Origin of the sequence: Parasalinivibrio latis, from assembly GCF_036825535.1 — a bacterium.
Taxonomy (GTDB): Bacteria; Pseudomonadota; Gammaproteobacteria; order Enterobacterales; family Vibrionaceae; genus Parasalinivibrio; species Parasalinivibrio latis.
Genome location: NZ_CP098813.1, coordinates 607,409 through 625,681 on the forward strand (window position 1 = coordinate 607,409; position 18,273 = coordinate 625,681).

The 18,273-nt window shown below is 43.6% G+C and carries 13 protein-coding genes and 1 tRNA gene; 5 read left to right on the plus strand and 9 right to left on the minus strand.

From position 1 onward, the window contains the following. Positions 1-462 precede the first annotated feature (462 nt). Positions 463-1,605, plus strand: coding sequence for a Gfo/Idh/MocA family protein (locus tag NF212_RS19860; RefSeq protein WP_434362591.1), 1,143 nt, complete (start codon positions 463-465; stop codon positions 1,603-1,605). Positions 1,606-1,889: 284 nt separating this feature from the next. On the opposite strand, the gene NF212_RS19865 is transcribed toward NF212_RS19860, so the two are convergent. Genes NF212_RS19865 through NF212_RS19885 form a run of 5 tightly spaced genes read right to left on the minus strand, consistent with a single transcriptional unit; the run spans position 1,890 to position 7,998 of the window. Further along, positions 1,890-2,894 (minus strand): ABC transporter ATP-binding protein, encoded by a 1,005-nt coding sequence (locus NF212_RS19865; RefSeq protein WP_434362592.1) that lies wholly within the window; start codon positions 2,892-2,894, stop codon positions 1,890-1,892. 36 nt (positions 2,895-2,930) lie between these two features. After that, on the minus strand, positions 2,931-4,889 hold the full coding sequence (locus NF212_RS19870) for a hypothetical protein (RefSeq protein WP_434362593.1): 1,959 nt from the start codon (positions 4,887-4,889) through the stop codon (positions 2,931-2,933). Then, positions 4,886-5,749: a carbohydrate ABC transporter permease gene (locus NF212_RS19875; RefSeq protein ID WP_434362595.1), complete on the minus strand. Its 864-nt coding sequence runs from the start codon at positions 5,747-5,749 to the stop codon at positions 4,886-4,888. Before NF212_RS19875 ends, NF212_RS19870 begins: the two co-directional genes overlap by 4 nt. Continuing rightward, a complete protein-coding gene (locus NF212_RS19880; protein ID WP_434362596.1) occupies positions 5,749-6,690 on the minus strand; it encodes a carbohydrate ABC transporter permease in 942 nt (313 codons plus the stop codon). Before NF212_RS19880 ends, NF212_RS19875 begins: the two co-directional genes overlap by 1 nt. A gap of 21 nt (positions 6,691-6,711) precedes the next feature. Next, complete coding sequence (locus NF212_RS19885; RefSeq protein ID WP_434362597.1) at positions 6,712-7,998, minus strand: ABC transporter substrate-binding protein; 1,287 nt, start codon at positions 7,996-7,998, stop codon at positions 6,712-6,714. A 196-nt stretch (positions 7,999-8,194) separates the two neighbouring features. Between NF212_RS19885 and NF212_RS19890 the strand changes: the two genes are divergently transcribed. Then, the gene (locus NF212_RS19890) at positions 8,195-9,316 is read left to right on the plus strand and encodes an ROK family transcriptional regulator (protein WP_434362598.1); all 1,122 of its coding nucleotides are present in this window, start codon (positions 8,195-8,197) and stop codon (positions 9,314-9,316) included. A 310-nt stretch (positions 9,317-9,626) separates the two neighbouring features. Here the strand turns inward: NF212_RS19890 and NF212_RS19895 are convergent, their stop codons facing one another. Further along, a complete protein-coding gene (locus tag NF212_RS19895) occupies positions 9,627-10,922 on the minus strand; it encodes a sulfatase-like hydrolase/transferase (RefSeq protein WP_434362599.1) in 1,296 nt (431 codons plus the stop codon). Between the two features lie 976 nt (positions 10,923-11,898). Between NF212_RS19895 and NF212_RS19900 the strand changes: the two genes are divergently transcribed. From NF212_RS19900 to NF212_RS19910, 3 genes are all read left to right on the plus strand, one after another. Next, a complete protein-coding gene (locus NF212_RS19900) occupies positions 11,899-12,906 on the plus strand; it encodes a LacI family DNA-binding transcriptional regulator (protein WP_434362600.1) in 1,008 nt (335 codons plus the stop codon). 532 nt (positions 12,907-13,438) lie between these two features. Beyond that, positions 13,439-14,338, plus strand: a complete 900-nt coding sequence (locus tag NF212_RS19905; protein ID WP_434362602.1) for a LysR substrate-binding domain-containing protein — start codon at positions 13,439-13,441, stop codon at positions 14,336-14,338. 265 nt (positions 14,339-14,603) lie between these two features. Then, the gene (locus tag NF212_RS19910; RefSeq protein WP_434362604.1) at positions 14,604-15,485 is read left to right on the plus strand and encodes an alpha/beta hydrolase; all 882 of its coding nucleotides are present in this window, start codon (positions 14,604-14,606) and stop codon (positions 15,483-15,485) included. Between the two features lie 367 nt (positions 15,486-15,852). On the opposite strand, the gene NF212_RS19915 is transcribed toward NF212_RS19910, so the two are convergent. From NF212_RS19915 to NF212_RS19925, 3 genes are all read right to left on the minus strand, one after another. After that, positions 15,853-15,943 (minus strand) — tRNA-Ser (locus NF212_RS19915). A 168-nt stretch (positions 15,944-16,111) separates the two neighbouring features. Further along, on the minus strand, positions 16,112-17,152 hold the full coding sequence (locus NF212_RS19920) for a histone deacetylase family protein (protein WP_434362606.1): 1,041 nt from the start codon (positions 17,150-17,152) through the stop codon (positions 16,112-16,114). After that, a complete protein-coding gene (locus NF212_RS19925; protein ID WP_434362608.1) occupies positions 17,149-18,180 on the minus strand; it encodes an ABC transporter substrate-binding protein in 1,032 nt (343 codons plus the stop codon). The genes NF212_RS19920 and NF212_RS19925 overlap by 4 nt, the downstream gene beginning before the upstream one ends. Positions 18,181-18,273 lie beyond the last annotated feature (93 nt).

Genomic DNA, 18,273 nt, shown 5'->3' on the forward strand with positions numbered 1-18,273 from the left:
TATCACTGTATTTCAAGAACATTTTCGCATGCCATTTAGAAATAAAACCGACAGATTTCGTTTGGTAGAAGCCTGGTTTATCACTCGGCAAAGCACTGACATTGTTAAGCTGAAATGTCGTTTATTTAATCTCACAGAAGTAACAGTAAACCGGCCGGAAGATTAAGAACCTTTTAGCATATAAAAATCTTAAGGGGGTATAAATATAAAGACATCACTGTCATAATATTTTCTCACTTTTATATTGTAATACAAATAATAATCAAATCATCTTTAAAATTTAACCCATTCTATTCTGATAAGCTATAAAGCCATCACATGATGTCCAGATATACATTCAAAACATTAATTGCCATTCAATTATGTGACTTGTGCCTCTTTTATTGACATTTTAAACATATTCATTATTTCGTATATTATGAAAACAGTCTTCATAAGTAATTAATGAAAGGAAACATTCAAATGCGAGTAGCTATTGCTGGTGTTGGAGCCAGAATTAAACATGTTGTCAGTGAGTTCAATAAACAAATTCCAGAAATGGAATACGTGGGTTATTTTGATCCAATGGAAGTGTCTTTTGATGAACTGACTTCTAAGCCTGTACCACGATTCAATTCTGTCGAGGAAATGCTTGCTGAATCAAAACCCGACTTATTTTTTATTGGTTCACCAAATAATTATCATTTGGAGCAGATTAAAGCGGGCCTAGAAGCAAATGTTAAAATCTTTACAGAAAAACCCGTTGTTACTTCGTTAGCACAGACATGGGAACTTGCTGAACTTTTACACAAGTACGGTACCAGCAATGTGATGGTTGGACTTGTATTAAGGTACTCCCAAAATATGGTTGATTTACGTAAAGCCATTGAAAGTAATCAACTGGGACAAATTGCTTCACTTGAAGCAAGTGAACATATTGCTCCTTATCACGGAGCCTTCTTTATGCGGGACTGGAGACGAAAAGTTTCAAACTCGGGAGGCTTTTTACTTGAAAAATGCTGTCATGACTTAGATGTGTACAATATGCTTGTTAACAGTCGCCCCATCAGGGTTGCAAGTTTTGGAGGAAGGCGTTCATTTCTGCCAGAACTCGCTCCTAAAGCTGGAGAACCTACCGAGGCCTACTATGAAAAACTTTCCATTTGGGATAGTGCAGAGGATCCTTTCAATAGCGATGCTGACATCATTGATTTTCAGACTGCAATCGTCGAATACCAATCAGGCGCCAGCCTTTCTTTCCATACAAACCTGAATGCCCCGGATGAACACAGACGCTTCTGTATTTTTGGTTCTAATGGCATGGCTGAAGGAGATTTTCACCGTGGCTTTTTGAAGATTACAGACGCTCGTACAAACGTTACATTGGTCGACAAAACATATTCACATACAGGCGGCGAGGGCGTTGGACATTACGGTGCCGATACTGAAATGGCTCGAGGCATTGCCCGTTACCTCAAAAATGAAGCCAATTGTCTACCTGTTTCTATTGTTGATGCACTTGAAGCAGGCATTCTAGCCCTATCCATTGATGAAGCCCGCACTACTGGTAAAGTCATAGACTTGAAACCGCTTTGGGAAAAATTCGACAGTTACAACCTGGCTTAAGTAACAGACCGCCTTCCTTGAAGGCGGTTTTTAACCTCTGGTTTTACCAAAAACTATTTACGAAAATCCTCTACCCTCTCCGTCGCTAAAAAGCACTTAGATACATATTTATCTTAGAGATCAGAATTCAAAAGCTTAGGAATAGGGACTGTACTTTTTCCCATTACATCGTGGTTGCACCAATCCCTTTCCCCACTCCATTATTGAAAAAGTTCACTACTCAGTGAGCGAAAATTCAAATCTTTATGAAATTCCGTCATCGATAAAACTATCAGGCCTTAAACCTAATTTGGTATACGTTTTCCATCGAGGTCAAAGCAATAATAAAGATTATCTTTAGGCTTTATACGAACAACGTCTCCAATCAAATGGTTCACATGGCCTTCCTCACGAATAACCCAAGGTTCATCAGAGTTATTACTCACATAGACATGAGTATCTGCGCCCAAGAATTCACAGTGAGTTACTGTCCCTTCCCAACAACCATCCGCAGAAATCACCATATGTTCCGGGCGAACACCTACCGTTTTTGCACCATATCGAGCTGCATCTAAACCTGTCACCAAATTCATCTTTGGCGAACCAATAAATTGCGCGACAAAGAGATTATCGGGACGATCATAAAGCTCTTTGGGTGCACCAACCTGTTCAATCACTCCGTCACGCAAAACAACAATACGATCCGCCATCGTCATCGCTTCATGCTGGTCATGCGTAACATATATCATCGTTGTATCTGGCAGATCTTTCTTCAGCTTAACTAACTCCATCCGCATATGGACCCTTAATGCAGCATCAAGGTTAGAAAGCGGCTCATCGAACAGGAAAACTCGAGGGTTACGCAATATTGCGCGGCCAATGGCTACACGCTGACGTTGGCCTCCTGACAGTGCTCGCGGTAAACGGTCCAAGTAGGGAGTCAGTTCCAACATTTGGCCAACTTCTTCAACCTTGGCACGTATCTCGTCTTTGGGTAAACGCTTCAGTTTGAGTGAGTATCCCATGTTTTCCGCTACTGTCATGTGCGGATAAAGTGCGTAGGACTGAAATACCATGGCGATATTCCGGGCACTTGGTTCAATATCGTCAATGCGGTTTCCATCCATATGAATGCTGCCCGAAGAAATATCCTCGAGCCCACAGATTGAACGGAGCAAAGTCGATTTTCCGCACCCGGAAGGACCGACAAAAACCACAAACTCACCACTACTTATTTCCAGGTCCACATCATGCAGAACCTGCAGGCTTCCATACGATTTGGATACACCTGCTACTTTTAACTCAGCCATATTTTTTCCTTGCTATTTTATAGGCGCTACCAGCATTCAATTAAGATCAGCTTCGCTTCGCAGCCAAAGCGTCAGCACCCAGTCCTGATCATTTGCGAGAGAATCGACATGATGTGCAGGAACGCCGTCAATCGCAGTAGGAAAGACGAACGCGGCACTCGCGGTGCCATCGCTATCAAAGTCGACAAGATTGGCGCGAAATATTGACTGCGCAATTTGCTTGGTTTCTTCGCAAGCAAAATCGGCAGGCAAATCATTTAACGCTACCGCCGTCAACACACTCCAGTAATGCGGGAATGTGTCACCCCATTGCCTGTTGCGACCGAAGAAATAACCATCCCAATGTCGAATGGCAATATTGTGCAATCGGACGTGCGGCTGTGGCCCACTAAAGGCTTTAAGCCACTTCAAGGCGGTAGCTATTGCAGTTTGATAACCTCTTTCAGGCCAGATCTGAGAGGCAATTGCTAGTGCAGAAACAAGCGGGGCAACCATTGATTGCTCGTAATTCACTTCATGGCCGGGAAGATCCATCCCGATATTCTGAAAATGGTCAGCCTGATCACGAAGTCCCTTTAAAAGCACTGCTGCCCGGCCTGCTTGATCATCATTAAGAAGCAATTCGACAACGCTTAATACAGCGTGAGAATGCCCAATTGAAAGGTGCTCGGTCGCGCCCAGCTCGTAGGAACGCTCCAGTAAACGCGCAGCTAGTTCCAGGTCATTCAAATCCCCGAATAGACGGTACTGATCTGCAAAGAAATGTGCCATCCAAGGGAAATTGTAGAGCCGCGGTTTTTCAACGGTCGTATCGCTGCCCCAGCGCACGGTTGCCGAATCATCAATCAATCGTTTCCGGGCAAACTCAGCCCATCCACATAAAGCGGAGTCGATTTTTTCGGCGTCCCCCCAGCCCCTAAACCTCGCCTGTTGCAACAATGAGGGCATTGATAGCCTTTCCGCACCATCCGACCAATCAGCCCATCCAGCACCAGTCTGGGTGAGGCCAGTTTGGGTGTCACATGGCACAAATGCATAGCAGTCCGGTTCAGGGCGTTCGGTCGGTCTTTGTCTGTCGAGGATGTATTTGACCCGACTTTCCACGAGGTTACGCGGTGTGTCGTGGAATAGGACTGCCGTTCGGCTCTCTTCATTGATATCCACCATACTAATGCCATGGCGAGTACCACTTAAGTTTATGGCATCAGCACCATTTCGCATCACTATTTGTTCACCAAGGGGCGCAGCAAAACGATCAAACTGAACAGGTGGATCTGTATCGGCTAAAAAAGCTGCCGAATCAGAATAGAATCGAGATTCAAGTTTAAGTTCGTAAGTCTCACCGGGCGCTATCGAAAGCTTCGGTTGTCCACCAAACGCATTCGGATTCCTGGCATGGTCAGTCGGATGGAGCATGATGTGACCGCGGATATTCGAAAAAAGTGCAGAATTACGGGATTCAACCGAATACCCCCAAAGCGCACCTCCTCGTGTTACCGTACCAAGGACAGGCCCCTCTCCGGACATCGGCTGAGCCAAGAGCCAGGACCATTTTCCTCCAGTCCATACATGCGCATGGCACGCCCCTTCAAGAGACTGTTTGGCAGAAGGATAGATATCGCGAATTGGTGCTGAAATCGCAAGAGACGTAACAACCAACTCCTCTGCGGAGATATTTTTCCAACGATAGACTTCGGTAAAAACATCCCCCCCCTCACGCGTAACGTCCAAGCCAAGAATCCCTTCAATGGGCTTATACGAAAGGACTACGCCGTTTGGGATGATCCGTCTCGCCAAGGGGTGACACCATCTACCTGAGCCCTGATCCGTGATTGCAAAACCTGATCCCCAGCGGTATTCAGAGGTGTGCCATTTCTCACTGTTTTCATCTAACAGATAATTGCGACTTTTAGCGTTAATTTGGGTAAAGCTTTCAACTGTACCGTCATCATGAAGGTTAGCTATTCCGTCTGAAAACAATATAGAACGCGTCATTTACCGATCCCTGAAGTCATACCTTCAGTAATTCGTCTGCCAACCCAGATATAAATTGCAACTATTGGGAATACAAGAATTACCACCCCGGCGAACAAGCCCCCCCAATTGGAAGTAAATTGCATTGTGTTATAAAGATTTAGCAGCGAAGCAGGAAGCGTGCGAAGCTCAGGGTCCGGTACGAGTAAAAGCACGAGCAATGTCTCGTTCCAAAGGCCAACGAAGGTCAGAAGAAAAACGGTTGTCAGGGCTGGTCTGGCCACCGGCATCATGACTTCCCAAAACGCACGGAGCGGACTTGCTCCATCTAACATCGCGGCTTCCTCCAGCTCCCCTGGTAAAGAGCGGAAATACCCCGTTAGAAGGAAGACAGAAAATGGCAGGGACAATGCAACATAAAACACCCCCAATGTAATGCGTGAATCCCACCAACCAAAAACATGGTTCATGGACATCTGGAGCCACACACTGACTGCAACCAGAGGAACCACTATCGTTTGGAAAGGAATAGCCGCCCCCAAGGCAAAATAGCTGGTGAGCCCCTCTGCGCTGCGAGCCTTTGAACGAGCGAGAACATAGGCTGCCGGAGCTGAAAAAATAACAACTAGTGCCGAGCAGGTTGTTGACAATACAACAGTATTGAAAGCAGCATCCCCAAATCCTGATACACCCCACGCATCAATGTAGTTTTTCCACTGAGGGATTGATGGCAGTGACAGCGGTGATGAAAATAGTTCACGCGTTGTTTTGAGGGATTGAATGCCAATCCAGATCAACAGGGTAAAGTTCAGAACTACCCAAAACCACAATGAGGACAGTGAGAAAAACGAACTGATAGAACCAAAACTAATTTTACGCATTAGGCAATCTCCAACCGTTCACGGCGCATCACTCGTCTGATGAGAACAACTAAAATTACTGTAAACGCCATGATTGCAAAGCCGATTGCAGAACCAAACCCCATGTCTGGCGCGCTGTAAAGCGAAGACAGGGCCAGATATTGTTGAAATGCGATTGTTCGCGCTTCCATGGGAGGGGTGCCTGCTGTACCGGTAAACGCGAGAACAATTTCAAACACTTTAATTGAGTTAATTACCCAGATTACTGCAGCCACAGACATCGCATCCCAGCTCAAGGGCAGTGTGATATGCCAAAATTGCTGCCAGCGACTAGCCCCGGCGAGACGGGCATCCTCATAAATGCTTTTGGGTATGGAGTCGACCGCAGCCATCAAAATGGCAACATAAAGACCCGCTGTGCTCCATACAAAACCCACGACAATACATTTGAAGATATTCTCCGGCGCAAGCCATGCCTGCTGAAACTGAGCCAGATTCACCATATCCAGTAAATTGTTAAGCGTTCCATCAGGGTTTAAAACAAAACCCAACGCAGTGCCCACCGCAATGGGAGAAATAACAATTGGAACAAAAACAACTGAACGGATAAAGGCGCGCCCTTTTGCCTCTCGTAATACTGCCATAGCGGCGAAAACGATGAGAAAGACAAGTGCACCACCTAGCAAGACGAGAACAATAGTGTTGTAAAATGATGAACGAAACGCATCATTCAGCCAAAGCCGATAGTAATTTCGTAAGCCAACAAAGGTCATTTCCGTTCCCGGTCCTGACCACTGCGAAAAACTAACCCCAAATCCAAAGAGCGTTGGTAAAATGAATACAATCGAATATAGGGCCAGCGCAGGTGAAAGAAATTGCCAGTAGCAGCGGTCACTTAATGACGAACCAATGAGGGCACGGCGCTTTGCCGCGCCGCTCCCTTTATTTAAGCTAATGTCCATATGAGTACTCATGTTGATAAATTACAAACTCAAGAGGTATCGTTCAGTCCGCTCTCTACCAAGTTTGACGAATTCCTCAGCAGTAATCTCACCGGATAAAAGCTTGTCATCCAATGGCAACAACACCTCATTCCACCAGCCTTGAACAAGTGCAGGAGCTTGGTCATAGGTTTTGAACACATGAGATGCGTTTTCTACAGCTTGTTTAGCGCTGGCAAGGGCATCTGGAGATGCTGAGTCAATTCGTGCAGGGATATTAAGAGCATCGGTCCCTATACGATCCATATATTCCTTTTTTGCCAAGAATTTCAGGAATTGTAGAGATGCATCTACTTTACTGCTCTGTTCATTCACAGAAATACCAAGGGCACCAACATCTACAACATCAAATCCGCCTTCGACCATCGGGTATTGGAACGAACTGAATTTTGCATCAGGGGCAGCCATAGAGGCAGCTTCGCTTGTCACCCAAGTTCCGTTGATGTTGAACGCCGCCTCTCCTTGAGCCCACTTATTCTGCGCAGAAGGATACTTTGTGCCCATAAAACCATCTTGGAATGGCTTAAGCTTTGCCAACTTTTCAATATCTTTTGCAGCAGCCAGTACTTTGGGATTATCCCAAGCTGCTGCATCTTGGCCCAGTGCAACAATACTTCCTGGACCTAAGTGTCGTTGCATCGACCACATCCACCAGTAAACATTGTAAAAGTTGATCGTACCGTCTTGTGCTATGGCAACTCCGTCAGCACTCAGGCGCTCAACCAAGGCAAGGAAGTCATCCCAAGTTTCTGGTGGTGAGGTAACCAATTCGGGGTGTCTGGTTGTATCAAACCAAATCGCAGTCGAGATAACGGTCATAGGCAAAAAGGCGATACCCTTTTCGTCAGATGCGGCTTCCCAAACGGTCCCAGGAATGGATTCCCTGACCGTAATATCTTCACCCGGAATTAACTCATCCAAAATGGGAGCTAATGAAGCAACGACATTTTTTTCGCGCCACACAGCTACGCCATCGGTTGAACTATCGTAAAGATCCGGAAAAGAATAGAGCGGTAATGACTTTAATCCATTGGTTCTCCCGAGCCATCGCGTTTCTACCTTAATTCCCGTTTCAGCTGTAAAGGCATCTGCTGCTTCCTGAAGCAGTATTTGTTGTGGTTCGCCAACGTTCCAAGCCGACCAATAAGAAATGCTCTCAGGTTGATCAGCACCATTCGCAATACTTGTACCTCCAACCAGCAGTGATGCAGCTGCAATGGCTGTTATTCCTATACGACCAAACGTCTGTCGAGAAAAGATAGACCCCATATGTACCTCCATGTTAAGTATTGATTGTAGATGTTGATTGTTCTCTTACTTGGTGACAACATTATTATTAAACCTTTTTTAATAATTCAATTGTTAGGTTTGTGTATTAGACATGTGTCAAAAAAATAGCAAAATTAAGCGATCAAAGTTGATCAACGTTAACGGGACGGATACTTCGGCTATTCGACGGTCAAATATGCTTATGATTCTGCGCGCAGCCCAGTATTCATCCGCACTCACGCTGACCGAACTCGTACGCAAAACCGGTATTTCTCGTCCAACAACCCAATCGGCAGTTGATGATCTGATGGAATCGGGATGGCTTGAGGAGATCCATGCTGAGGAATCAGCAGGGCGGTCTAATGGTCGCCCTGCCCGCCACTATCGGTTCCGAGCTGAAGCCGGTTACGTTATTGGCGTTGACGTTGGTGAGTTCAAGGTACTGGCGCAACTCGCTGACTGCCAAGGCAAGGTACTTACAAAGCACCGCATACAAGTTAGCCCTGAAGATTCATCAGAAAAAAGGATTCAGGCAACACATTGCGCTATCGAAGAATGCCTTAAGAACATTGATATTGAATCAACTGCTCTTTGGGGCATCACAATAGGCAGTCCAGGCGTCATTGATGAACGTGGATTTGTAATAAGCAGTCCGATTCTTGGCTGGAACAAACGTAACCTCGCTGAGGAATTGGGCAGTAAGTATGAGTGCCAAATATCTATAGAAAATGATTGTAATTTGGCCGTGCTAGCCGAGAATTGGGTTGGTGCTGTGCAGGATTTCGATGATGTCGTCTATGTGTTGTCCGGAATGCGTACGGGTGCGGGTTTGTTGCTTGGTGGCAATTTACACCGAGGACATTCGGGTGCTGCGGGAGAGACAGGTGCGTTGCGACAACTGGGCTGGGCAAAGACTCAAGACCACTTTCTTCGCTTTTCATCATTGACTGACGATTTGCCAATAGAACAACGCGCAGAATACATATTCTCCGCAGCCCAGTCCGGCGACGCCGAGTCATTGACTGTCGTTGATGCATATACCAAGGATTTATCTACCGGCATGGCAGCATTGATCCTCACGCTTGATCCACAGGTTATCGTGCTGGGTGGCGGAATATCAAAATCAGGCAAAACATTACTTGAATATGTTGAACGTCACCTGACGCCACTATGTATTACCTCACCCAACATCGTGCTATCAACTCTTGGAGATGAATCAGTGTCACTTGGCGCTATTCGTCTGGCACTGGACAAGCTTGAGGAGCGTATTTATTCGTCCAATTTGCCACTTCCTCCTATCTTGCGAGGGGACGAATAAATCCATGTTTTTAGATGGAGAAAATAATGGATCTGGGTACCCAAATCTTGCCAACAGTGAGTAGTCCGAGAAACACATCGTTGGTAAAACAGATACTCTACTTTCCTAAGTAAAACTGTGTGAGCTTATTGATCTTGTGTACCTGTAAAGCGATGCTCAATACGATTCATAAAAATAGGGAAGCCGAATTTTCAGCCTCCCTTCACTTTAGATATTTTGACTAGATACGAAGTAATATTCTTGATGACCACCCTAAAGAGAAACCACTCTATGTTCTCTAACTAACAACACGAAGTATTAGTTTTGCAGTCTATAAGCATTGTTCAATGCTCGGCGCTTTTTCCCCTGCCTCTTCCATGCGTTGTATCAATCTGTGAGCAAGGAATTTTCGTATCTCACCATGTGATTCTGATGATACCAAGTTGTTTAACTCCCAAGGGTCATTTTCCAAGTCATAGAGATGAGTTTCTCTATAGAACTCACTGCATGAATTAACATAGGGGTCAAGATCAGGAGCAGCTACACAATATTTCCACTTTTTGTATCTAAGAGCCCTACCAACCTGACTTTCACTAATCTGGATAAATATATCATCGTGTTCTTTTTCAGTGTGGAGAAGGGAATGCCCTTGCATATATTCTGGAATATCTATACCAGCGGCATGAAGAAGCGTTGGAGGAAAGTCTATTAAGGAACAATTTCGTGAAATGGCCTCTCCGTTATTGAATCCTGGTCCGTAGAACATTGTTGGTATTCTAATAGAAGCTTCGTGGCAGGAGCGCTTATATTCACTGTTTCTCGTTTTAAAATGGCAACCGTGATCTGACGTAAACAAGATAATCGTGTTATCTAACTCATCTAGCGAAATAAGAGCTTCAACTATACGCCCCAATGCCTCATCTATACGTTGTACCATGCTCATGTAGCCAAAATAATGTTCTTTTGTGGTCCCTCCAAACGTATCCAAATCAGGAGGGAAAGATACATTCTTTTTTGCCAAGCGTTTCTCATATCCCACTGGTGCAGGGTAATTGTCATGTTGATTTTGATGATGAGGTTCCAAAAAAGACAAAAAAAGGAAAAAGGGGTTACTACGTTCTTGATCTAAATAGCGAATTGTAGCGTCCGTCAATGCATCAACCCTGTAACCAGGTAAGTCATGGGCTCGCATCTCTTTATCATATACGGTTGTTTTATAAGGCCAAGACGTAAACTCCAATATGTTTGAAGCTAACCAATAATCATATCCACCTTGCTCTGCCCTTACTACAGGTTCGCTTGATGCGAGATGCCACTTCCCAATATACGCGGTGTCATAACCCGATCGTCCGAAATGATGGGCAATGGTCTCCTGATTATTAGGTAGCGGTATATCATTGCGAAAACACCCTGTTTTCGTAGGGTAACATCCAGTCTGTAAAATCGACCGTGCAGGGCCGCATACAGGCTGAGGAGTAAAAGAGTTAGGGACAAAGCTTCCTGCCTTGGCTAACCGATCAAAATTAGGTGTCACATCAAGCTCATTTCCGTGTATACCAACAGTATCCCACCGTTGTTGGTCAGTAAAAATAACAAGTACATTAGGTCTAAGCGTTTTTTTATTCATCAATTTCATTCCAACATCATTATCGTATTCACGAATAGCGCAGTACTGCACCTAAATTTGATATAATTCATCAAAAAATCTATTGCAGATACTCACTGTTCCAACAATTACCCGCTGACACAATCCTCCAGACAATCCGGAGGTTTTATAATCTGAATACATTCAAAGGCCACAGTTATTACTTAATTATGGAAAGAGAAAAAACATTAAGATTTAAAAGTCACCTTTGTAATTAACTTTAACTGTACGATAAAAAGCCACTGAAAATTTTGATACATAAAGTCAGGCTTTTACGAACTGCTTATCTTTGATTATAAACAGTTTGATACAAAAAAATTAGACAGCCGAAAATATCATGTATTATCAAAGCTAATGAATATAATCAGGAAGAAATTCCCTGTTAAACTTCGAAGGTAATCAATTACACCACTCTAATAACGCCACTTTCCGTCCTACCCTTCAATATGCCAGGCAACGTCATTGTATATGCAATATATTTTATTTAGTGCATTTCCTCACCTCAAGTAAAGTTCACTAAAGTTTACCTTATTGTAAGATTTGTATATCATCAAGCCCGGAAATGAAATTTTTCCAACTGAAAGCAAAAGTCCGATTATTTGATATTTACCCAACAGATTGTTATGCGCAAATAGTCATATTAGGAATAACTCAAGTTTTTCCCTTTTAATGAAGCAGTTCACATTTGGCGTTTAGGTGCTTGTCCTTACAAGGACGCTGTTTCCTACATGTTAATATGACACCTGTATCATATTGAGACAGTGTCAAAGAGATATGCATCAAAGTATTTTCAGTGAAAATACTAACCAGATGAAAAGTACATGCTTGAAAGATCACGACCATTAGAACTGCTATTTCACCAAATTGGCCTTAGACTAGACGGAGTTCAATCCATCACGCACAATTGAGTCGTAACACCGGATAAACAAACTATTAGGTAAATGGAAGCTATTCCAAAATGGTTACATTAAAAAAAATTGCAAAGATAACCGGGGTTGCTGAGTCAACAGTTTCACGTATTCTCAACAGAGACTCTACACTGTCAGTTTCAACAGCCAAACGAACTTTGGTAATTGAAACTGCTGAAAGACTACAATACGTACCAAGGCGGAAACGTAATACCGGTCAGTTTGATAAGTCCGTTGCGCTACGTAAACCTGAAGAGCTCAAATCAATTGTTCTCGTTCATTTCCTATCAAGTAAAGATGAATTGGATTTCCCTTTTTATCTAGGTTTACGCAAAGGAATAGAAGCTCGCTGTGAGGAATACGAAACAAATATTGTACGTGTGCTTCAGAAAGATTTTGATGCGGCGGCTTTAAATAACGTGCGCCACTCGGGAGTTTTGAGTTTTGGCGAGTTGCCAGAAGAAGACATCAATTCACTTAACCTATTGAATATACCGTTGGTTTTGATACATCCTGCAAAACCTACGATTCACACCGACTCTGTTTACACCAACATTGAATCAGCCGCCATGACGATGTGCGATTGGCTCATGGCAAAGGGGATTCATCGCCCGGCTCTTCTGGGAATAAACAGTAAAATGGATGGAAGATATACAGGCTATAAACAAAGAATGGAACTGGCTGGAAAATTCGATCCTGATTTAGTGTTTTTCCGTTCAAACGATATGGCTATGGTAGATGAGTTGTTCAATCGATTTGACATGGGTTCGGCGAGATTTCCTGATGCTCTCATTGTCGACACAGATCAATCCGCTGTTGAAGTTTACCAATCTTTAAGTGCTCGAGGAATTAGAGTACCGGAAGACATTTCTGTTGTTGGTTTTAATGATAGTGCCATTGCCAGCGCTCTAAAACCTACACTATCAACCATGCGTCTAGATGCGGGAGTTATTGGTGAAGCTGCAGTAGACCTTTTAATGGAGCGTATACAGGGGCGAATCGTTGCCAAGCAAGTACAAGTTCATCCTTTAATGGTACAACGGGAAAGCACAATTTAACTCCCAAGTTAGTTCGGGGATATCTACCGATGTTCGGAAAAATATCTCATACACCCTATCCATAGAGCACCAAGAACGCAAAAAGGCCACTGAAAACTCAGTGGCCTTTTACTTAATTTGCGGAAGGATATTTCAATTACAACAGAATCTGCAATAAAGCCGGCTATGTAAAACTCGCTCATGACGCACAGGGAAACGCCAACAGGCTATGGAAGATAAGCTGCCAGCACTGCAGCTAGTTACTAACATTGATACTTATCACTATATGGCGGGCGGTAAAGATACACAATCATTTCGTTATTGCAACATTCCTGTTTGCCAGAATACAAACCAACATTCAGTCACATCCTTGATTGTAAATCAGGTAAAAACATTCAGAGACTGGACCACGCACCCTGAGTATCCCAACATCAGCCCCCTATTCACGACTACATAAGTGAATTATATGTTTCCGTCTTGGAAACAATAACAAGACGCTTCTCTCTTTACGTTTTAATTTACATGTATAATATTAACGACTGAGGAGATTAACATGAACTCATTGAACCTTAACTTATTAAAAACTTTTTATAATGTGGTTTTGTATAATTCTTTTTCTATTGCAGCAGATAAACTCTACATATCCAAATCTGTTGTGAGTAAGCATATGAAACTTCTTGAAGAAAGTTTAAATTGCACTCTCATCCAAAGAACAACAAGAACCATTAACTTAACAGATGAAGGGCGATACCTTTACAATCACTGCACCACAATTTTTTCTAGTATTGATGAATGCTATGAGTACATTGATGATAGAAAAGGCGAGGTAAGGGGTAAACTAAAAATAAAAATACCACCTGTACTCGAACATGATCCATTTATTACAAATAAACTTAGCCAGTTAATGGTTACTTATCCTAAGTTAAATTTAGAGATTATTTTTGATAACACTATTGGTGATCTGGTTGGAGAAGGTTTTGATGTCGCTTTCTACATTGGGCAGCCAGAAGATAGTTCATATAAAAGCAGAAAGGTAAAGAATCTTGCAACTTATATTGTAGCTTCTCCTGACTATATTGAAAAACATGGTGAACCAATGCACCCTCAAGATTTAGTTAATCATAAATGTATGAACTACTCTCACTGCTTAACTAATAAAAAATGGACATTTATTGATAAGAGCGAGAAAATTACAGATGAAGTTTCACCATATATTGAATCATATATTGAATCTCATAGTGAACTATTGCTATCAGAATTTGCTGTTAAAGGCCTAGGTATTACTGCATCATTAGATTTTATAGCAGAACCCCATATTAATAATGGTTCACTTTTAAGTATTCTATCTAAATATACATGGAAAACAGCATTATATATCATCTATCCAGACAACCTCGTTATACCACTAAAAACTAGAAGGTTCATTGAGCTTTTATTTGATGAAAACCCCTAATAACTCTTAATCCTAAGAAGACAATATTCATTACAGTATGGCCATAACATTATAGCGCATTATTAATTCTCATAGTCGTGAGAAGTAGCTCCTTAATATCACAAAAATAGGTTTGTATATTACTGTTTTTACAATTTATTAGTTTTATCAACATGTTACAAAGTTAAGCCATTTTTAACCACATTGAGGTCAGATAGATATCAATACCAACTTAATTATTTTTCATTTCAATTAACATCATCAATCACTTTATAGGATATTTTATATGTTATCTCTTAATAAAAAGCTGATTACTTACTCTGCTTTACTTGCTTCACTAGTCCTTACTCATCCAATATATGCAGCAGAAAAAGAAGTTTCTTTTGAAGTTGATGGTCAAAAAGTAGTTGGTACACTAGAAACACCAGAAAATACATCTAATCCACCTGTTGTATTATTGCTTCATGGCTTTATGGGCCATCGCCATGAGTTACCGGTAAAAGGCACAGAAGAAGGAGTCTATTCCAGAACAGCAAGAGTAATGGCAGAACATGGACTTGCTAGCTTACGTATTGACTTTAGAGGATCTGGTGACAGTGATGGCAAATGGGAAGATACAACCTTCAGCCGTCAAATAGAAGATGCCAACGCTGCTGTAAATTGGCTAAAAAACAACAAAAAAATTAACATCGAAAAAATTGGCGTATTGGGATGGAGTCAAGGCGGGTTAGTTGCCAGTCATGTCGCCAAATTAAATCCAGAGATTAAATCTTTGGCTCTTTGGGGTCCCGTGACACATCCTTTTATGACATATTCTAATTTATTAGGTGCTGATTTCATTCTTGAGGCTGTGGCCAGTGATCCTGAAAAAAGTTTCTCTACAACAACACCATGGGGTAACAGTACAACTTTAAAATCTAAATTTTTCAAAGAACTCTTTACGAAAAATCCTATAGGTGCCATTGCGGATTATAACGGCCCACTGCTTGTTATCAGGGGAACACGAGATGACCTGGTTATTAGTGCTGAATCCTGGATGGCGTACCATGATGGTGAAGAAAAGCTCGTAGAGTTTAATACTGACCATATTTGGAACGTATTTTCAGGTCCAGAAGTAATTGACGAAAAAATAATTCCTGAAACAATTTCCTGGTTTATAAAAATGTAATTATTTATTTCTATAATCTTACACTTCATGATCTTAAAGCTCTATGGTCACTTTTATAAACATGGCTGAATGCCAGCTGTAATCTATTTCGAAGGTATGCTAAGAAATTAAAATAATTAAATTTTATTTGAGTGATATTTCCCCACTGTTTCCTAATCAACACTCACTTTGAGGAAAGAACGAGTCAACCTAGATCAGCTGTTTCAGTCTAGGTGGTTAAAATCATTCAGACTGCGTCGGGGCAACGTTGTCTCGCTGCGCTCGGCTGAAGACATACCGTCCCTCCCGTCTAGGATTCTGCACCTTATCCCGGATTGCGATATTTCAAATACGACAAAGCCCGCGATTAAGCGGGCTTTGTCTAATGTGGCGGAGGGATAGGGATTTGAACCCTAGATACGCTATTAACGTATGCCGGTTTTCAAGACCGGTGCTTTCAACCGCTCAGCCATCCCTCCGTATGGGGCGCATATTAGCGGTGAGCAGGAACACTGTAAAGCAATAATTGGTCTTACCGGGTTCAAGTGATCGCATAAGCGCCAATTGTGTTATTCATTGACCAGGGTGATGAAAAGATAGGCATAGAAAGGCTGTGCCATGAAAACGCAGCCTTCGTTTGGACAGGTCTACACTGACTTAAAACCGTCGAGTACAGCAACAGTGTTATGTCCAAGGTCGTCCACTGCGTATCCACCCTCAAAGACAAACAGTGTCGGCAAGCCAAGTTTTCCCAGCATGTTGCCAATTTGGGTGTAGTTGTCCCGGTTCAGCTTGAAGTAGCTGATTGGGTCATTTTCATAGGTGTCCATACCCAGGGAAATCACCAGCACTTCCGCACCGAACTCTTGGATTTTCGCCAGTGCGGTTTCCAGTGCAGGGCCATAAAGTGACCAGTCAGTTTTCTCCTGCGGCAACGGCAGGTTGAGGTTAAAGCCTTCACCTTCACTTTCCCCGGTCTCATCGGCAAATCCCAGGTAATGCGGGTAATCGTAGTCCGGGTCGCCGTGGATGGAAACGAAGAGCACATCACTTCGGCTGTAGAAAATACTCTGCGTACCGTTGCCGTGGTGGTAGTCGATATCCAGAATCGCCACTTTTTTATGGCCGTTGCGGATAAAAGCCTCGGCGGCAATCGCGGCATTATTGATGTAGCAGTAGCCCCCCATCAAATCCGGCGCAGCATGGTGACCCGGTGGACGGCAAAGGGCAAATGCGCTTCTCTCACCACTTTCAACCAGTTCTACCCCTGTCAGGGCGCAGTCAACCGCAGACTGAATTGCTTCCCAGCTTCCGGGAGTAATGGCTGCCGTCATGTCAAAACTGTAGTAACCGAGCTTGCCTTCAATGTCCTTTGGACAATGGTTACGCAGGTGGCGGCGTGGCAAAAAGCAGTATGGCGAGGCATCCCGGTCTGCACCGAAACGGGCTTCCCATTCATTCCAGGCACTCCCCAGAAATGCCACGTAGTCTGCGGTGTGCACCCATTTCATGGGCTCAACACCAAATGCCTGTGGTTCGATAACCTTAAAGCCACCGTGGCTGTTAATCGCATTCAGTACCATGTCAGCACGTTCCGGCTTTTCGAAACATGGTGTCGGCTCACCACCGAGAAATTCGTATTTCACCCGGTGAAGGCGCTGCTTGTCGCTGTAAATTACCTTCATCATTTCTTCAGCTCTAACCAGTATTTCTCGTAGATAGCTACCGCTTCACCCACATCTGTGAGGAATTGGCCTTTTTGCTTCACCTCTGCCGGCGGGAAAATCACTTCACTGTCACGCACTTCTGGTGCAAGGTGAGCCAGTGCAGCAAGGTTCGGGATCGCATAACCAATCTGCTCCACCAGTACTGCCTGATTTTCAGGCTCAAGGATGAAGTTAATGAAAGCGTACGCGGCATCTTTGTTCTCTGCGTCTTTCGGGATCACAAAGTTGTCCATCCAGAAAATTGCGCCCTCTTCCGGATAAGCAAAACCGATAGACGGGTTCTCAGCCATAGCCCGGTAAGCGGTGCCATTCCATTGCATGCCAACATTCACTTCACCGGTAATCAAGGGAACATGAGGCGCGTCTGAGTTAAACAGCACCACATTCGGCTTCAGGGAGGAAAGTGTTTCATAAGCCTGCTTGATCTGCGCTTCATCCCGGCTGTTGACGCTGTGCCCGTTCATAATAAGCGCCATGCCGAAGACATCACGGACGTCGTCAGTCAGCAGCAACTGTCCGGCAAAATCCGGGTTCCACAAATCCTGCCACTTTTTCACCAACGCTGGTTCAATCAACTCACCGTTGTAACCCATTGCCGTACTGCCCCACATATATGGCAGAGAATACTGGTTATTCGGGTCAAAGCTCTGGTTGAGGATAGTGGTATCTAACGACGGGTAAGCCGGAATCTTGGCTTTGTCGAGCGCGTGCAAAAGGTTCTCTTCTGCCAGCTTGGAGACGTAATAGGTTGAAGGAACAACGAGGTCGTAACCCTTGCCGCCCAACAGTTTCAGCTTGGCGTACATGGTTTCATTGCTTTCAAAGGTGGCGTAATTCACCTTGATGTCGGTTTCTTTGGTGAACTTTTCGATAAGTTCAGCCGGCAGATACTCAGACCAGTTATAGATATTCAGGATGTCGGAAGCGGCGGTGGCGGAAGCGCTCAGGAGCAGCCCGCCCAGAAGGGAAGCAACAGGATTTATTTTCATTTCAGCTACTATCTACGCAAAACATAACGGACAAGAATGCGGCGCAGAATTACGCCGGCGGCATTAGACAGCAGTTCTGAATCATCGGCAAGA